This window comes from Synechococcus sp. CS-1326, assembly GCF_025128115.1.
GTDB lineage: Bacteria > Cyanobacteriota > Cyanobacteriia > PCC-6307 > Cyanobiaceae > Regnicoccus.
Genome location: NZ_JAHLYV010000014.1, coordinates 16,547 through 33,332 on the forward strand (window position 1 = coordinate 16,547; position 16,786 = coordinate 33,332).

The window sequence follows — 16,786 nt, forward strand, 5'->3', positions numbered from 1 at the left end:
GGGTTAACCAACCGCTCACTCTTCCTTTGCTCTTCTGTCTGTCGCCCTCCATACACTCCGCTTGTGTCATTCGGTCGTGGCCATGGTTTCGAGCCCCTTTCGCAATACCGGCCGAAGTGATGCGATTCGCGACGTGCTGGAAACCAGCTACCGCAACCGCAATCTGCTCCACATCACGGCTGGAAGTGCCGTTCCCCTGCTCAAGAACTGCATCTGGCTGGTGGTGCGGGGCATGGTCAAGCTGGAGGCCGTCACCATCCACGGCGACCCGCTTCTGCTGGGGCTGGCCGGCCCGAATGAGCCGTTCGGCGAACCGTTCACCAATGTGGTGGCCTACGAAGCCTTCACCCTCACCGACAGCGACCTGCTCTGCCTGACCGGCGCGGAGATCGAGCAGTCGCCCCACCTGGCCTTGGCGATGATGCAGGCGGTGGTGAGCCGCTACCGCCAGGCGGAAACCATGCTTTCCCTGCTTGGCCTGCGGCGGGTCGAGGAGAGGGTGCGGGGTTTTCTGGAGCTGCTGGCCCAGGAGTACGGCCAGGCCTGCGATGAGGGACTGCGCCTCAATCTGCGCCTCACCCATCAGGAACTGGCCAGCGCCCTCTGCACCACCCGGGTCACGGTGACCCGGGTGATCGGCCTGCTGCGGGATGAAGGCTGGCTCAAGATTGATGCTCAGCGTCACCTGGTGATCAGTCATCTGCCGAAACGGCGCTGATGGCCTCGCTTGATCGCCTAGCGTTAAAAGTGTGATAGGTGCCATCGGCATGCCGCGCCTGCTGATCGTCGATGACGACGAAAGCATTCGAACCACGTTGTCTGAAGCGCTCCAGCACGAGGGTTTCGAGGTGGACTGCGCGGCGGATGGCCGCCAGGCAATTCAACAGCTCGATGCCCGCCAGGCCAGGGGAACCGGTGGCTTCGATCTGGTGTTGCTGGATCTGATGCTGCCTGGCATCGGCGGGCTGGATGTCTGCCGCCATCTGCGCCGCTCCGACTCCCGCACCCCGATCCTGATGGTGAGCGCCCGCGACACCGAAACCGATCGGGTGCTTGGCCTTGAACTCGGTGCCGACGACTATCTCGTCAAACCGTTCGGGCTGCGGGAGCTGGTGGCCCGGTGCCGGGCCCTGTTGCGCCGATCCCAGCAGGGCAGCGAGAAGTTCCCGGTTGGGGTTGTGCTCCAGCATGCTGAGCTCACCCTCTATCCGGATGAATTCCGCGTCACCCGCGACGGCCAGAGCGTGAACCTCTCGCCGAAGGAGTATCGATTGCTCGAATTCTTCATGCAGAATCCCGGCCGGGTCTGGAACCGCAACCAGCTGATCGATCAGGTGTGGGGAACGGATTACGTGGTGGACACCAAAACCGTGGATGTGCACATCCGCTGGCTGAGGGAAAAGCTTGAGGCCAATCCCTCCGTTCCCAGACACCTGCTCACCGTGCGGGGCTTCGGCTACCGCTTCGGCTGAGGGGTGTGATGGTTCCGCTTGCAGCTGCCGTTGCCCTGGCTCTGGCTCTGGGCTGCAGTGGGTTCTGGCTGGGGGCGAGGCAGACGCGGGGCCGCAGCAGCCGGCGGCAGGCGGCTGAAAACCTTCCGTTTTCGATCGGTCAGTTGTCCGCGGTTCTCGAAGCGGCCCCACTCGGTTTGCTGCTGATCGATGGGCAGCTCACGCTTCATTCGCTCAACAGCAAGGCGGAGCGGCTGCTGAACCAGGCACCCGGCCGCTTCAGCCGTGGTCAGCCGCTGCAGACCGTGATCGACTCCGCCATCGTCGATCGGGCCCTGCGCAGTGCCCTGAGCCAGCAGCGGCCGGAGCGGGTGGAGTGGCTGGAGGGGGAGGAGCCGATGGAGGCCACGCTGTTGCCGAGCCGGGAGGGCTGGGTGGCGATGTGGCTGAACAGCCGGCGCTCGCTGGAATCCCAGCTCACCCAGCAGGGCCGCTGGGTGAGCGATGTGGCCCATGAACTGAAGACCCCGCTCACCTCGCTGCTGTTGCTCGGCGACAGCCTGGCCGAGCAGGCCAACGTGGCCAATGCTCCTCGGATCGAGCGGTTGCAGCGGGAGCTGCATCGGCTGCAGCAGCTGGTCGGCGATCTGCTGGAGCTCTCCCGGTTGGAGAACAGCCTGCCCGGTGATGACTTGCAGCAGGAGTTGCTTGATCTCGGTGAGCTGGTGGACGAGGTCTGGTCGATGCTGCGCCCCCTGGCCGAGCAGCGCGGTGTGGTGCTCTCCTTCCTGGATCGCCCGGCTGCGCTGCTCTGGGGGGATGGCTCCCGGCTGCATCGGGCCCTGCTCAACCTGCTCGACAACGCCGTGCGTTACAGCCCCGATCAGGCGGCGGTGGAAGTGCGGATCGCGGCCACCGACCAGTGGTTGGAACTGGAGGTGCGGGATCACGGCAGTGGCTTCAGCGAAGCGGATCTGGAGCATCTGTTCGAGCGCTTCTATCGCGGCGACCCATCCCGGGTTCGCAGCAGCCGCTCCGGCAGTGGTCTTGGTCTGGCGATCGTCGAGCAGATCGCCCTCACCCACGGCGGCCGGGTTCTGGCCAGCAACCACCCCGGTGGCGGCGCCGTGCTGGAGCTGGTGCTGCCGAAGGGGGCCTGAGCCGGACCCTGGGCTTGGGTCCGCCGGAGGCTGGAGGCCCTCAGCCGGCGCGATAGGGAAACAGCCAGCGGCTGCGGTTGGCGACCGCGACCAGCGCGAGCATCACCGGCACCTCCACCAGCACGCCCACCACGGTGGCCAGGGCGGCGCCGGAGCGCACCCCGAACAGGCTGATCGCCACCGCCACCGCCAGCTCGAAGAAGTTGGAGGCACCGATCAGGGCACCGGGGGCGGCAAGGTCGTGGGGCTGGCGCCACTGGCGCATCCACAGGGCGGTGAGGGCGAAGATCAGCACCGTCTGCAGGATCAGCGGGATCGCCACCAGCACGATCAACGCCGGGTTGGCCAGGATCGTGGTGGCCTGGAAGCCGAACAGCAGCAGCACCGTGGCCAGCAGCCCCACGATCGACCAGGGCTTCAGCCGCGCCTCGATCCGCTCGATCGCCCGCTCGCTGTTGATCCAGAGCCTGGTGAGCCAGGCGGCCACCAGCGGCACCACCACGAACAGCGCCACCGACAGCTGCAGCGTGCCCCAGGGAACCGCCACCCGGCTCACCCCCAGCAGCAGCCCGGCGATCGGGGCATAGGCCAGCACCATCACCAGATCATTGGCCGCCACCTGAACCACGGTGTAGGTGGCGTTGCCTCGGCAGAGCTGGCTCCAGACGAACACCATCGCCGTGCAAGGCGCCACGCCGAGCAGGATCATGCCGGCCACCAGCTGGTCTGCCAGGGCAACGGGAATCCAGGCGGCGTAGAGGCCGCGGATGAACCACCAGGCCAGCAGCGCCATGGTGAACGGCTTCACCAGCCAGTTCATCGCCAGGGTGACGATCAGCGCCTGGGGTTCGCCGCGAATGCGGCCGACGGCGGAGAAATCCACCGCCAGCATCATCGGAAAGATCATCAGCCAGATCAGCACCGCGATCACGAGATTGATGCGGGCCACTTCCACAGCGGCCAGGGCGGCGAACAGCCCGGGGAACAGCTGCCCCAGCACGATTCCGGCGCTGATCGCCAGCGCCACCCACCCACTCAGCCAGCGCTCGAAGAGGCCCATGGATTCAGAGAAGGGGGGTGGTGGGCAGGGCAGCCGCTCCCAGTTTTGACGGACGTTGACGCCGGCCTCGCTGACGGATGAGCAGCTTGTGCAAGCTGTCCGCCACCAGCACCGCCACCGGTGCCAGCGCGATCGGGCCGAGGTAGGCGATAGGGAAGCGGGCCATTTCGAACACGGCGGCCATGGGGGCCACCAGCACCAGGATGCCGGCCACGACCGGTTCGCTCAACCAACCCAGCCACAGCAGCGGGTTGGGAATGGACAGCAGCTCCCAGAAGGGGCGCCGGTCGCTGCGGCAGGCCAGCAGTGCCCCCATCTGGCCGGCCACGATCAGGCAGAAGGCCACCGTGGAGGCCCGTTGCTGGATCGCCTGCACCGCAGGCGCGGCGCGGTGGTGGAGCAGATCGGGGGCCAGCTGCTGCACGGCGGCGAGGTCGACGCCGTTGTTGTGCCACACCAGCAGGTAGCCCGCCATCGAGATCAGACCCTCCACCAGCCCCAGCACCAGGTAGGCCCGCACCATCAGGGGCCGGTTGAGCAGGGGCAGGTCCCGGGGGCGGGGCGGCTGGTGCATCACCCCTGCCTCGGGGGCTTCGGAGCCAAGCCCCAGGGCCGGCAGCAGATCGGTGCCGAGATCCACCGCCAGGATCTGCAGCACCGTGAGCGCGGCCGGGATCCGCAGCACCACCATCGCCAGGAACGGCACGACCTCCGGCACGTTCGAGGCAAGGATGTAGGTGATGAACTTGCCGATGTTGGCCACCACCGAGCGGCCAAACCGCACCGCCTCCACGATCGTGGCGAAGTTGTCGTCGAGCAGCACGATGTCGGCGGCCTCGCGGGCCACATCGGTGCCGCTGATGCCCATGGCGAGACCCACGTCGGCGACCCGCAGGGCCGGTGCGTCGTTGACACCATCGCCGGTGACGGCCACCACTTCGCCCAGGGCCTGGTAGGCCTGCACCAGCCGCAGCTTCTGCTCCGGAGCCATGCGGGCGAATACCAGCCGGTGGCGGTACTTGAGCAGCTGCCGCAGATGCACGTCGCTGATCTGGGCCAGGGTGGAGCCCTCGATCACCCGCACGGGATCGGCACCTGCGCTGTGGCCAGGGGCGGAGCTCGGCTCCAGCAGGCCGATCTGGAGAGCGATCGCCTGGGCCGTGAGTCCGTAGTCGCCGGTCACCATCGTCACCCTGATGCCGGCGTCGTGGCAGCGGCGGATGGCATCTGGCACTTCCGGTCGGGGCGGGTCATAGAGGCCCAGCAGGCCGAGCATGGTCTGGCCCGATTCCAGAACGTCCGCCGGCGCCGTGTGCAGGTCTTCCGCCCCGGCTTTCAGGGCCACGGCAATCACCCGGTAGCCCCTGGCGGCCAGGTCGTCGTTGGCGGCCACCACCCGCCGGCGGCGGATCTGATCGAGCGGTTCGCTGCCGCTGGGCGTGAGCCAGGCCTCGCAGCGCTCCAGCACCTCCAGCGGCGCTCCCTTGGTGATCACCAGGCTGCTCCCGGCGGCGATCGGCAACGGCTGGTTGTTCCAGCTCACCAGCACCGTCATGCGCCGCCGGTGTGAATCGAAGGGGATCTCGCGCAGGCGCGGGTGGAGGCGCTGCCGCTCCGCCGGATCGAGGCCGGCGGCCTGCGCTGCCTGCAGCATCGCCGTTTCGGTGGGATCACCCACGGCACCTCCGGCATCGAGGCGGGCGTTGCTGCAGAGGGCGGCCCCCTCCAGCAGCAGCAGCTGCAGCTCCTCGCCGGGTACCGGCAGCCAGGTTTCCTCCACCGCCATGCGGTTGCAGGTGAGGGTGCCGGTCTTGTCGCTGCAGATCACGCTCACCGAACCCAGCGTTTCCACCGCCGAGAGACGCCGCACCAGCGCCTTGCGACGGGCCATGCGCTGAACGCTCAATGCCAGTGCCAGGGTGACCGTGGGCAGAAGACCCTCGGGCACGTTGGCAACGATGATCCCGATCGCGAAGACCAGGCTCTCCAGGGGCGTCATGCCCACGAAGACTAGGCTCAGGGCGAAGGCGAGCAGGCCCATCGTGATGGCGATCGTGCTGATCGTGTGCACGATCCGGGCCACCTGCTGCTCCAGGGTGCTGGCGCTGCGGTGGGTGCCGGCCGTGAGGCGGGCCACCTGGCCGAATTCGGTTTCGGCGCCGGTGGCATAAACGATCGCCTCGCCCCGGCCGGAGGCGATCGTGCTGCCCGCCAGCAGCAGGTTGGGCCTCTCAGCGGTGGGCAGACGCAGCTCGGCCTGAGCGGCGGGCAGGTCGATGGCCTGACGGGCCACCGGCACCGATTCACCGGTGAGCACCGAAAGATCGACGCGCAGCTCATTGCCCACGCTGATGCGGCAGTCGGCCGGCACTCGATCGCCCTCCTCCAGCAGCAGCCGGTCGCCGGCCACCAGTTCCTCGGCGGAGCGGAAGCCGAGATTTCCATCCCGCCACACCTGCACCTGGCGAGGCAGGGCGCGGGTGAGAGCGGCCAGGGTGCGCTCCGCCTGGAACTCCTGCCAGAACGAGAAGATGCCGTTGATCAGCACCACCGCCCAGATCGCCCAGCCCAGCTGCGGTGTGCCGGCCACGAAGGCCAACGCCCCGGCGATCCAGAGCAGCAGGGCCATGAAGTGGACCATCTGGTCGAGGAAGCGCAGCACCAGGGGCCGGCGTTTCAGCGGCGGCAGCCGGTTGGCGCCGTAGTGCTCCAGCCGCTGCTCCGCGTCCAGCTGGCTGAGACCCTCGGGGGTGGTGCGCAGGCCTGGATACACCTGCTCCAGCGGCAGTGACCAGATCGGCTGGGAGGCAGCAAGCAGCACCGGGGCAACAGGCTGGGGTGCCTTCAGGATGGCCGCCCCGAAGCCGAGCGGATCAGGGCGCGCACTTCCTCTATGGCTGGTACCCGGCCGGACACCACAACCTGCCCGTCGAGCACCAGTGCAGGGGTGCGCATCACGCCGTAGCCGGCAATCGCGACGGGATCATGAACCGCTTCGATGCTGGAGGCGATGCCGAGCTCCGCGGCACCCTGGCGGGCGTGGCTCTCCAGGGTGATGCATTTCTTGCAGCCGCTACCGAGGATCTTGATGTCCATGGTGAAGGGGGAGGGGATCAAACCAGGAGGGCATTGAAGAGGTAGCCGATCAACACGATGCCCACGCCTGTCACGGAGAAAAAGGCGAGCAACAACGGTGGTTGAAGCACCCTGCGCAGCAGGATCAGCTCCGGCACCGACAGGGCCACCACACTCATCATGAAGGCGAGAACCGTGCCCATCGGCAGGCCCTTCTCGTAGAGCGCCTGCACCATCGGCATCACCCCCGCTGCGTTGGAATAGAGCGGAATCCCGATCCCGACGGCCAGCAGCACACCGAAGGGATTGCCGCGGCCGGCGTAGGTGGCGAAGAAGTTGGTGGGCACCCAGCCGTGGATCAAGGCGCCCACGCCGATGCCGATCAACAGATAGGGCCAGATCTGCTGAAGGATCGAAGCCACTTCTTCCGCTCCCATCTGCAGCCTCTGCTCGAAGGAAAGGCCTAGCGAACTCTCCACGGCCTGCCCGTGCAGCTTGGTTTCGTAGACGAACGATTCAACCCAGCGCTCCAGTCGCAGGCGACCCAGCACCCATCCCGTCAGGATCGCGATCGCCAGGCCGGAGCCGATGTAGATCAGCGTGATCCGCCAGCCGAACAGGCTGAAAAGCAGCCCGATCGCCACCTCGTTCACCATCGGGCTGGCGATCAGGAAGCTCATCGTGACCCCCAGCGGGATGCCAGCGGCCAGAAAGCCGATGAAGGCCGGCACCGCACTGCAGGAGCAGAAGGGTGTGATCACCCCCAGCATTCCCGCCAACACGTTGCCGATCCCCTCGCGGCGCCCGGCCAGCAGGGCCCGGGTGCGCTCCACACTCAGATAGGAGCGCAGCACCGTCACCAGGAAGATGATGCCGCTGAGCAGCAGGGCGATCTTGATCGAGTCGTAGAGGAAGAAGCGCAGGGCTTCGCTCAGCCGCTGCTGCGGATCCAGGCCCAGCCAGCCGAACAGCACCGCTTCCCAGAGGGATTCGTTGATCCGATAGAGCAGCAGCCATCCGGCCACGAGGCCGGCCAGCAGGGTCACATGGCCCGGGCGGCTGGTGCGCAACCACCGCATCGCCGGGGCGGGTTCGCTCACGGGCATGGGCTGGCGGAGTTGCGGCAGTCGGCACTCAAGGCGGCGAGCCAGCCGCGGAGTTCGTCGAGGGCTTCGGGGCGCAGGCGGTAGTAAATCCAGCGGCCCTCCTGCCGGTCGGCCAGCAGCCCGGCCTGCTTGAGCACCTTGAGGTGAAAGGAGAGCTTCGACTGGGCCAAGCCGAGATCGGCGGTGAGATCACAGACGCAACGCTCGCCGCCGCCGAGGGCCTCGATCACCTTCAACCGCAACGGATCGGCCAAGGCCTTGAGCAGCGCTCGGGCCTGGTCGCTTTGCAGGGATGTGGTGGCGACGCTCATCGGATCGGGCCTGCCAGATTCATCAACGCTAGTTGATTGGTTTGCGGCAGCGGGTCAGAGGTTGGTCCTGGGGTCAGGCAGGACGCCTCATGTGCTGAAGGCGCAGCACTTCAAAGAGCACGGGTTCGGCCAGGTGGGCCTCCGGATCCAGCACGAAAGGCGCGATGAACTGCTTCAGCGCAGCCTGACTGCGGGCACGGGTGAAGTCGATCCAGAGGCTTGGCGATCGCGCTCCTGATCGGCTTCATAGCCCTCCAACTCCACGCCCCACTCGCCGCTGAGGAAGCGCTGAGCGATCTGGGCCCGGCGTCGCTGCTGGAGGGCCTGCTCAAGCAAGCGCCGGATGGCAGGGCCCTTCTTGCGCTCGCCGGAGAGTTCCAGGATTTCCCGCATCTCATGATCCGAGAGATCGTCGGTCACTTTCAGGGTCTGCGCCTCCACGATCCAGACTTTGCCTGAAGCATGGCACCGGACCTCCATGGGGCGCCCTCCCAGGCGCCTGCAACCCCAGCAGAATTCCAGGGGTCGAAGCTCAATCGGCCGTACTGCCGCCCACCCCGTTGAACACACCCCAGGTGGGGAGAGCGGCAGCCACTTGTTGTGGCTTCTGGTGTGACTCGTGCCAATAGTCCTTAGCATCATCCCATCTGATCATCCCTGGAGGGATGGGCCATGTATGCCGTCAGCGTCAGCGGCCTCAAGAACAATCCGGCCGAGGCCCTGCGCCAGTCGAAGCAGGGCATGGTCGTCGTGCTCAACAGGGACAATCCCGATGCGGTGTTGATGGGCCTTGATCAGGGCGGGCTGCTGCAGGCACCGGGCGTGCGGCCCGCGCTGGCCACCGCCCTGTTCCGCGATGGTGAGCTCTCCCTGGCCCGCGCCGCCCGGGTCGCAGAGATGGACATCGCCGCCTTCATCTCCCATCTCTCGCGGCTGGGGATACCGGTGATCCGTCTGACGGAAGCCGAAACCAACGCCGACCTTGACACCCTGGAGCAATGGCTGCAGTCGTCATCAGCGACGCCAGCCCTCTGATCGGCCTGGCCCGCGTGAACGGGGTCGGCTGGCTGAGGGAGCTGTTTGGGGAGGTCCTCATCCCAGCGGTGGTCGCCGATGAGGTGATCACCGGAGGCTTCCCCGCAGACGAAGCGCGCATCACCGCCGCGCTGGAGGCAGGCTGGCTGCAGATTGCAGGCCCCATCCCAGCCGGGCCTGACCTGCCGGATCTCGATGAGGGAGAAGCGGCCAGCATTCGTTTGGCCCTTGCTCAACTGGGGCCGGCACTGCTCCTGATCGACGAGCGCTCAGGGCGGTCGGTAGCCCAGGGCCTGGGGCTGTCGATTGCAGGAACGGCCGCAGTCATCGGCATGGCTCGCCAGCGCCGTCTGATCCCGTCAGCTCGTGCGGTGCTGTCCCAACTGCATGACAGTGACTTCAGGATCGCTCCGGCAGTGATTCATGCCGTACTGCAACGCTGCGGCGAGAACAGTCCTGAAATTGCACAGGAGCCCTGAGGTAGGTCTGGGCTGAGGCGCTCAGGCCATGCAAGGTGTTGTACTCGCACGCGAGCCCCAGGAATGAGAAACCATGGGCGGCAGCAAGTGCCCGCCGCTCGGTTGGAGGGAGCGGCAGCGAATTGTTGCGGAATCGACTGCGACTCCACGATTCAGACTTTCCCGGCAGCATGGCACTGGACTTCCCTGGGGCGCCCTCCCAGACGCCAGCAACCCCAGCAGAATTCCAGGGGCCGAAGCACAATCGGCCGTACTGCCGCCCATCCCGTTGAACACACCCCAGGCCCTGCAATCCTTCGCCGACTGGGTGGCCTCGATCCGGGGCGATGAGGCCAGCGAAGCGCAGACCTACGTGAACCGGCTGCTGCAGGCCTGGGGCTGGGCGGATGCAGTGGAGGCGGGCACGTTCTTCGAGAAGCCCATCCCCAAGGGCAGCCTGGGCGGCGGCATGGGCAAGGCCGATGCCCTGATCGAGGGCACGCGCTCCACGGTGCTGATCGAAATGAAGAGCAGGGGCAAGGCGCTCGGGCCCCATTTCCCGCAGCTGCAGCGCTATTGGATGTACCTGGCTCCCAAGCCCGCCTACTGCCTCCTCTGCAACTTCGATGAGCTCTGGGTCTACGACATCAACGAGCTGGTGGATGAACCGCTGGTGAAGCTGCGTGTGGCCGATCTGGCCAGCCAGTCGTCGTCCCTTGCCTTCCTCAGCAAGAGCGAGCAACCGGTGCACTTCGGGCTCAACCAGATCGAGGTGACCGAAGCCCAGGCCCGGAGCATGGGTGAACTGTTCGGGAGGTTGCGCCAGCGAGGCGCGAAGAGCGGAGCGTTCACGGCCCTGGAAGCCCAGCGGTTCGTGCTCCAGTGCGTCCTCAGCCTGTTCGCCGAAGACCGCAACCTGTTGCCGAATCTGCAGTTCACCCTGGCCCTCGATGCCTGCCAGGGCGGCCAGAGCAGTTACGACGTGCTGGGCAACCTCTTTGGCGAGATGAACACCCCCGGCATCACCCCGGGCGGGCAATTCCGGGGAACGCCCTACTTCAACGGCGGGCTCTTCGCCCACATCCCAAGACTGGAACTGCTCCCCGAGGAACTGGATCTGCTCAGCGCCAGCGCCGAAGAGAACTGGAAGCAGGTGCGGCCCAGCATCTTCGGCAACATATTCGAGGCCAGCAGCGATGCCGCCACCCGCCACGCCCATGGCCAGCACTTCACCAGTGAGGTGGACATGCTGCAGATCATCCGCCCCACGATCGTGGAGCCATGGGAGGAGCGGATTGCCCAGGCCAGCAGCATCGCTGAACTGGAGGGCCTTCGGCAGGCGTTGACGCAGTACCGCGTCTGCGATCCGGCCTGCGGCTCCGGCAACTTTCTCTACATGGGCTACAACGCCGTCAAGGATCTGGAGGTGTCAATCCTGCGGCGCATCTCAGATCTTCGCCGTTCGGAGGTGAAGAAGGGTCAGGCGGTTCTGGGCCTTGTGACGCCGCTGCAGTTCTTCGGAATGGACACCAGCCCGTTCGCCGTTGAATTGGCCCGGGTGACGCTGATGATCGCCCGCAAGGTGGCGAACGACCGCCTAGGGCTCACCGAACGGGATCTGCCGCTCGACAACCTCGACAACAACATCAGGGTGGCCGATGCATTGTTCGCCCAGTGGCCGGAGGCGGACTCCTACGTGGGGAATCCTCCATTTCTGGGCGGGAAGCGGATGCGAACAGAACTTGGTGACGACTACACCGAGCGAGTTTATAACTATTATCCTGATTCTTCGAACTTCGCTGATTTTTGTTGTTACTGGTTTCGACTTGCTCACGACAACCTGAAGCCGGATGGCAGGGCTGGACTGGTCGGCACGAACATGATTAGGAGGGGTTACAACAGGCGAGCGTCTTTGGATTACATTCGTGACAACGGAGGATTTATCCACAACGCTATCTCAACCGAGCCGTGGTCCGGGGATGCAAAAGTTCATGTAAGCATTGTCAACTGGGGAAAGAGCAAGCCGCGCAGATGCACCCTGGATGGAAAGTCAGTATCTGAAATCAATACTACACTGGGAGACACAGTTGACGCTACAGAAGCGTCTAAGCTTAAAGCCAATAAAGGTACATGCTTCGTAGGAGTGCAGCCCACTGGTGCGGGCTTTGATGTTCCCGAAGAGACCGCACTGGAATGGATCAGTCACGACCAACGCAATGCCCAAGTTGTTAGACCATTTTCAATGGGGTATAACCTCGCACAATGCCCCCTCGGAAAGCCAGATCGTTGGATTGTTGACTTCGGCACGCTCGTGCTGGAAGAAGCAGAGACGTTTCCGCTGCCATTTCAGCATCTCAAAGATTACGTTAGACCCGTACGCCTTGCGAATAAAAACAAAGAACTACATGTCAGATGGTGGCTTCACTGGAGACCTAGGCCTGCGATGCGGACAGCCATAAGAGATAAGGACTTCTACTTCGCAGTTCCAAGGGTGTCGAAATGGGCTTTTCCCCTAAGGCTCGAAAAGGCCTGGTTGCCAGGAGAGAAGAATGTTGTTCTGGCCTCCGAAGATTTTTATGTTTTTGGACTTCTTACCTCATCTGTTCATCGTCAGTGGATGCATGCTCAGAAAGGCACCCTCAAGGGCGACATCGCCTACACCCATGACTCGATCTTCGAAACCTTCCCCTTCCCCCAGATCGTCGCCCCTGAGCTAGCGCAGCAGATCCGCCAGGCGATGACCGCCCTCAACGACTACCGGAATGAGGTGATGCTGGGGCGGAACTGGGGCATCACCGATCTCTACAACGCCTACTTCCACGAACCGGCCAGCCAGCTCGCCAAGCTCCATCAGGCGCTCGATGCTCTGGTGCTGAAGGCCTACGGCTGGAAAGCCAAGGAAGACATCCTCAGCAACCTGCTTGATCTCAACCTGGAGCTGGCCGAGCGGGAAGCCGCCGGGGAGACGGTGGTGGGGCCGTGGGCGCCTGCTTGAGGCCCCCTCCTGCTCAGCGCCAGAGCCGGATCCAGCTTCCGGCCCAGGATCAGACCGCCCGGCAGACCCGGATTGAGAGAGCGGATTTGTTGACTACCACCATGCAGATCATCTCCTCATACCTGCAGAACCGAATTGCGGAGAGAGAATCGGATCCCGGCGCAACTGTCAAGGAATCCTTGCCAACGGCTACTGATCCCAGGTCAGCGCCAGCTCCCCTCCCAGCACCACCATCCGGCGATCCAGGGTCCAGAGCGAACACCTGCTCAGCTTTGCGGACGCCAACAGGTGGGCGTCGATGTAACCGATGCCACGGCCTGCCAGGGGATGCCGCTCGATCAGCAGCAGTACCTCGCTGTGCGAGGCCAAGGTGACGGTCGGCAGACCCTCGAGCAGCGCGAGCACTTGACGGCGCGCCCGCAGATGCCCACAGGCAATCTCTCCGATCACCCAGGGGTGGCTCAGCACCTCGCCTCCCTCCAGCAGCTCGGCCAAGTGGGGGACGCCGGCGCGCAGGTGATCCACCCACACCGACGTGTCGACCAGGATCAAGGCTCGCCGCGACGACGGGGAATGGGCTGCAGACCGGGCTCGCTGCCACCCAGCACCGCCAGCCGATGGGCACTTTCCCGCTGCACAAGGGCCTTGAGGGCCTCCCGCAGCAGGGCACTGCGCTCCAGGCCTCCGCAAAGCAGCTGGGCCTGCGCCAGCAGGTCATCGTCAAGGGTCACGGTGGTACGCACATCCAGAGATCAACCTGGCATCAGTTTAGGCATCAACTGATGCCCCCAGCGATGCCGAGGAGCCCCGTGACTCCTTAATCAAGCCATAAGCCCATCAACACCACTTGATGGAAGACTGGGGCTCGCTGCTCCGTCCAACGTGAAGATCGGCATCAACGGCTTCGGCCGCATCGGCCGCCTGGTGTTCCGCGCCCTCTGGGGCCGCCCCGGCATCGCCCTGGTGCATGTCAACGACCCGGCCGGTGATGCCGCCACCGCCGCTCACCTGCTCGAATTCGACTCCGTGCATGGCCGCTGGCCCCAGGCGGTGCATGCCGACGCCGGCGCCGATGGCTTCCGCGTAGCCGACCAGCAAGTGAGCTACAGCCGCCACAAGGATCCCACTGCCGTGCCCTGGCTTGATGCCGGCGTGGACCTGGTGCTCGAGTGCAGCGGCAAGATCAAAACGCCCGAAACCCTCGAGCCCTACTTCAATGTGGCGGGCCTGAAGCGCGTGATCGTGGCCTGCCCGGTGAAGGGGGTGATCGCCGGGGAAGAAGCGCTTAACGTGGTGTTCGGCATCAACCACGCGCTCTACGACCCCAGCCGCCACCGCCTGCTCACCGCCGCCTCCTGCACCACCAACTGCCTGGCACCGGTGGTGAAGGTGGTGCACGAAAGCTTCGGCATTCGCCACGGCTCGATCACCACTCTCCACAACATCACCAACACCCAGGTGGTGATCGACAGCTTCAAATCCGACCTGCGCCGGGCTCGCTCCGCCACCAGTTCGCTGATCCCCACCACCACTGGATCAGCCAAGGCGATCGGCCTGATCTTCCCGGAGCTGCAGGGCAAACTCAACGGCCACGCCGTGCGGGTGCCCTTGCTCAATGCCTCGATCACCGATGCGGTGTTCGAGCTGGAGCGCGCGGTGAGCGCGGAGGAGGTGAATGCCGCCTTTGCTGCCGCTGCCGCCGGCCCGCTGCAGGGAATCCTGGGCTATGAGGAGCGGCCGCTGGTGTCGGTCGATTACGTCAACGACAGCCGCAGCTCGATCGTCGATGCCCTCTCCACGCTGGTGGTGAACGGCACCCAGCTCAAGGTGTTCGCCTGGTACGACAACGAGTGGGGCTACAGCTGCCGCATGGCCGATCTGGCCTGCCACGTGGCGGCGCTTGAAGCTGCTGGCCCTTCGGCCGCGGCTGAACAGGATGCCGTTGCATGAAACAGCTCACCGGGCTGCAGCAATACGCGATCGTGACGGCCAATTACTGGGCCTTCACCCTCACCGATGGGGCGCTGCGCATGCTCGTGGTGTTCCATTTCCACCAGCTGGGTTACACCACCCTGGAGATCGCCTTTCTGTTTCTGTTCTACGAATTCTTCGGCATTCTCACTAACCTCTACGGCGGCTGGCTGGGGGCCCGCTTCGGGCTGCGGCTCACGCTCTGGGCGGGCACGTTGCTGCAGGTGGGCGCCCTGCTGATGCTGATCCCCGTCGCCGAAGGCTGGCCGCGCTGGTGGAGCGTGGCCTACGTAATGCTGGCCCAGGCGATCAGCGGCATCGCCAAGGACCTCAACAAGATGAGCGCCAAGAGCGCCATCAAGACCGTTGTGCCGGAAACCCCCGACGACCACAGCCGCGGCGAAGCCCAGCTGTTCAAGTGGGTGGCGATCCTCACCGGCTCCAAGAACGCCCTCAAGGGGGTGGGCTTTTTCCTGGGTGGGGTGCTGCTCGCCACGATCGGCTTCAATGCCGCCGTTGCGGCGATGGCCGGTGGGCTGTTCCTGGCTTTCCTGGTCACCCTGGTGCTGCCGGGTGAGATCGGCCGCATGAAGGAGAAGCCGGCCTTCACAGCCCTGTTCTCCAAATCGAAGGGCATCAATGTGCTCTCAACGGCCCGCTTCTTCCTTTTCGGCGCCAGAGATGTGTGGTTTGTGGTGGCCCTGCCGGTGTTTCTGCAGACCACCCTTGGTTGGCGCTACTGGGAGGCGGGCGGCTTCATGGGCCTCTGGGTGATCGGCTACGGGATCGTGCAGGGCTCTGCCCCGGCCCTGCGGCGCAGCTGGGGGCAGAGCGCTCCGCCGGGGGTGTCAGCCGTGCAGTTCTGGAGCGCCGTGCTCACGGCCATCCCGGCCCTGATCGCCGTGGCGCTCTGGCGGGAGGTGGCCCAGCCGGGGGTGGCGATTGTGGTGGGGCTTGCCGCCTTCGGCGTGGTGTTCGCGATGAATTCCTCGATCCACAGCTACATGGTGCTGGCCTACACCGACGCCGAATCGGTGAGCCTCAACGTGGGCTTCTATTACATGGCCAATGCCGCCGGCCGGCTGGTGGGCACCCTGCTCTCCGGCGCACTGTTTCTGGTGGGCGGCCTGCAGGCCTGCCTGTGGGCCTCGTGCCTGCTGGTGGGGCTCGCTTTCCTGGCCGGGATCAGGCTGCCGCCGCCGTTGCGGCAGCAGCTCGAAGCGGCCTGAGCGTTCTGGAGCGCAGGCTTTGCCCAACCCTTTGGATCACCCTCCTCACCAGCGAGAATCAGGCCTGATCAGCGTGGGTTTGCAACATGCAGGAGCGGCTGATGCCAGGCCACGTCGACATGGCGCAGGAGATTCTGCGTTTCTGGTTTGAAGCAACAGAGCCGTGGCAGTGGTTCGTCAAGGATGCAGCGTTTGATGCGCTGGTGGCCGATCGCTGGATCGGCCTGACCCGGGCGGCCCTGTCTGGCGATTGCACTGCCTGGGGAGAAGGCCCGCAGGGCGGCCTGGCGCTGGTACTCTTGCTCGATCAGTTTCCCCGCCAGATCTGGCGGGAGTCGGCGATGGCCTTCGCCGGGGATGATCAGGCTCTGCGGCTGAGCCTGGCGGCGGTGGCGACGGGCTGGGTTGCAGCGGAGCCGGAGCCGGCCCGCCGGCAGTTCTGGCTGCTGCCCCAGATGCATGCCGAAGATCTGGCGGTGCAGGAGGCCTCCCTGCCGTTGTTCGAGCGCTTCACCGACGCCCGCACCGCCGAGTTCTCGCGGCGGCACCGGGATGTGATCGCCCGCTTCGGCCGCTTCCCCCATCGCAACGCCGCCCTCTGCCGGGTATCGAGCGCAGCTGAGCTTGCCTTTCTGCAGAAGCCCGGCTCCAGCTTCTGAGCCCGCCACTGCCGATCGCCCCAGCCCCGCCCGGCACCGCCACACCAGCCCAGCAGTGGGCCTTGACAAACTCGATGGAGGGGTGCGGAGTGAGAGAAATTTTGTTTTTGTTGAAACTATGGTCTTCTTTAGGGGACCTCGAAATATTGCCACTTTTGAGGCAATATTGAGACGCCGCAAGGAAATCCTCTGCACGTGCAGATGCTCCTGGCGACTGGCATCAAGTACTTTAAGTCGAGTCGGTTTTCTCCCTGTCGAATGATCAGGAGGCCGGCG

The 16,786-nt window shown here is 65.2% G+C and carries 17 protein-coding genes; 10 read left to right on the plus strand and 7 right to left on the minus strand.

Translation table 11 applies throughout. The features are described from left to right. Positions 1–82: 82 nt before the first annotated feature. From KQ307_RS04885 to KQ307_RS04895, 3 genes are read left to right on the plus strand one after another with little or no spacing between them, the layout of a single operon-like run. Positions 83–718, plus strand: coding sequence for a Crp/Fnr family transcriptional regulator (locus tag KQ307_RS04885; protein WP_259727159.1), 636 nt, complete (start codon positions 83–85; stop codon positions 716–718). Between the two features lie 49 nt (positions 719–767). Continuing rightward, positions 768–1,472 carry a response regulator transcription factor gene (locus KQ307_RS04890; protein ID WP_259727160.1) on the plus strand — a complete coding sequence of 235 codons (705 nt, stop codon included), beginning with the start codon at positions 768–770 and terminating at the stop codon, positions 1,470–1,472. 8 nt (positions 1,473–1,480) lie between these two features. Next, positions 1,481–2,611, plus strand: coding sequence for a cell wall metabolism sensor histidine kinase WalK (locus KQ307_RS04895; RefSeq protein ID WP_259727161.1), 1,131 nt, complete (start codon positions 1,481–1,483; stop codon positions 2,609–2,611). Between the two features lie 40 nt (positions 2,612–2,651). Here KQ307_RS04895 and arsB read toward each other — a convergent pair whose 3' ends face one another. The 5 genes from arsB to KQ307_RS04920 are packed head-to-tail and all read right to left on the minus strand — an operon-like array spanning position 2,652 to position 8,163. Next, complete coding sequence (gene arsB / locus KQ307_RS04900) at positions 2,652–3,671, minus strand: ACR3 family arsenite efflux transporter (RefSeq protein ID WP_259727162.1); 1,020 nt, start codon at positions 3,669–3,671, stop codon at positions 2,652–2,654. Positions 3,672–3,675: 4 nt separating this feature from the next. Continuing rightward, on the minus strand, positions 3,676–6,492 hold the full coding sequence (locus tag KQ307_RS04905; protein ID WP_259727163.1) for a cation-transporting P-type ATPase: 2,817 nt from the start codon (positions 6,490–6,492) through the stop codon (positions 3,676–3,678). A gap of 23 nt (positions 6,493–6,515) precedes the next feature. After that, positions 6,516–6,788, minus strand: a complete 273-nt coding sequence (locus tag KQ307_RS04910; protein WP_259727164.1) for a thioredoxin family protein — start codon at positions 6,786–6,788, stop codon at positions 6,516–6,518. Next, entirely contained in the window at positions 6,785–7,846 is a 1,062-nt protein-coding gene (locus KQ307_RS04915) for a permease (protein ID WP_259727165.1), read from the minus strand. The genes KQ307_RS04910 and KQ307_RS04915 overlap by 4 nt, the downstream gene beginning before the upstream one ends. After that, entirely contained in the window at positions 7,843–8,163 is a 321-nt protein-coding gene (locus tag KQ307_RS04920) for a helix-turn-helix transcriptional regulator (protein WP_259727166.1), read from the minus strand. The genes KQ307_RS04915 and KQ307_RS04920 overlap by 4 nt, the downstream gene beginning before the upstream one ends. Before the next feature lie 219 nt (positions 8,164–8,382). Here KQ307_RS04920 and KQ307_RS04925 point away from each other — a divergent pair, with 219 nt between their 5' ends. From KQ307_RS04925 to KQ307_RS04940, 4 genes are all read left to right on the plus strand, one after another. Then, a complete protein-coding gene (locus KQ307_RS04925; protein WP_259727167.1) occupies positions 8,383–8,622 on the plus strand; it encodes a hypothetical protein in 240 nt (79 codons plus the stop codon). 213 nt (positions 8,623–8,835) lie between these two features. Next, positions 8,836–9,198, plus strand: coding sequence for a UPF0175 family protein (locus KQ307_RS04930; RefSeq protein WP_259727168.1), 363 nt, complete (start codon positions 8,836–8,838; stop codon positions 9,196–9,198). A gap of 14 nt (positions 9,199–9,212) precedes the next feature. After that, positions 9,213–9,677: a DUF3368 domain-containing protein gene (locus KQ307_RS04935; RefSeq protein ID WP_259727169.1), complete on the plus strand. Its 465-nt coding sequence runs from the start codon at positions 9,213–9,215 to the stop codon at positions 9,675–9,677. A 307-nt stretch (positions 9,678–9,984) separates the two neighbouring features. Beyond that, positions 9,985–12,651 (plus strand): DNA methyltransferase, encoded by a 2,667-nt coding sequence (locus KQ307_RS04940; protein WP_259728490.1) that lies wholly within the window; start codon positions 9,985–9,987, stop codon positions 12,649–12,651. 189 nt (positions 12,652–12,840) lie between these two features. Here KQ307_RS04940 and KQ307_RS04945 read toward each other — a convergent pair whose 3' ends face one another. Together KQ307_RS04945 and KQ307_RS04950 are read right to left on the minus strand one after the other, a co-directional pair. After that, positions 12,841–13,203 carry a type II toxin-antitoxin system VapC family toxin gene (locus tag KQ307_RS04945; protein ID WP_259727171.1) on the minus strand — a complete coding sequence of 121 codons (363 nt, stop codon included), beginning with the start codon at positions 13,201–13,203 and terminating at the stop codon, positions 12,841–12,843. After that, positions 13,200–13,382 carry a type II toxin-antitoxin system VapB family antitoxin gene (locus KQ307_RS04950; RefSeq protein WP_259727172.1) on the minus strand — a complete coding sequence of 61 codons (183 nt, stop codon included), beginning with the start codon at positions 13,380–13,382 and terminating at the stop codon, positions 13,200–13,202. Before KQ307_RS04950 ends, KQ307_RS04945 begins: the two co-directional genes overlap by 4 nt. Before the next feature lie 151 nt (positions 13,383–13,533). On the opposite strand from KQ307_RS04950, the gene KQ307_RS04955 reads away from it, so the two are divergent. The 3 genes from KQ307_RS04955 (at position 13,534) to KQ307_RS04965 (ending at position 16,510) form a co-directional block, all read left to right on the plus strand. Further along, the gene (locus KQ307_RS04955; RefSeq protein ID WP_259727173.1) at positions 13,534–14,601 is read left to right on the plus strand and encodes an ArsJ-associated glyceraldehyde-3-phosphate dehydrogenase; all 1,068 of its coding nucleotides are present in this window, start codon (positions 13,534–13,536) and stop codon (positions 14,599–14,601) included. Then, positions 14,598–15,851: an organoarsenical effux MFS transporter ArsJ gene (arsJ, locus tag KQ307_RS04960; protein ID WP_259727174.1), complete on the plus strand. Its 1,254-nt coding sequence runs from the start codon at positions 14,598–14,600 to the stop codon at positions 15,849–15,851. Before KQ307_RS04955 ends, arsJ begins: the two co-directional genes overlap by 4 nt. 86 nt (positions 15,852–15,937) lie before the next feature. Next, positions 15,938–16,510, plus strand: a complete 573-nt coding sequence (locus KQ307_RS04965) for a DUF924 family protein (protein WP_259727175.1) — start codon at positions 15,938–15,940, stop codon at positions 16,508–16,510. Positions 16,511–16,786: the final 276 nt, after the last annotated feature.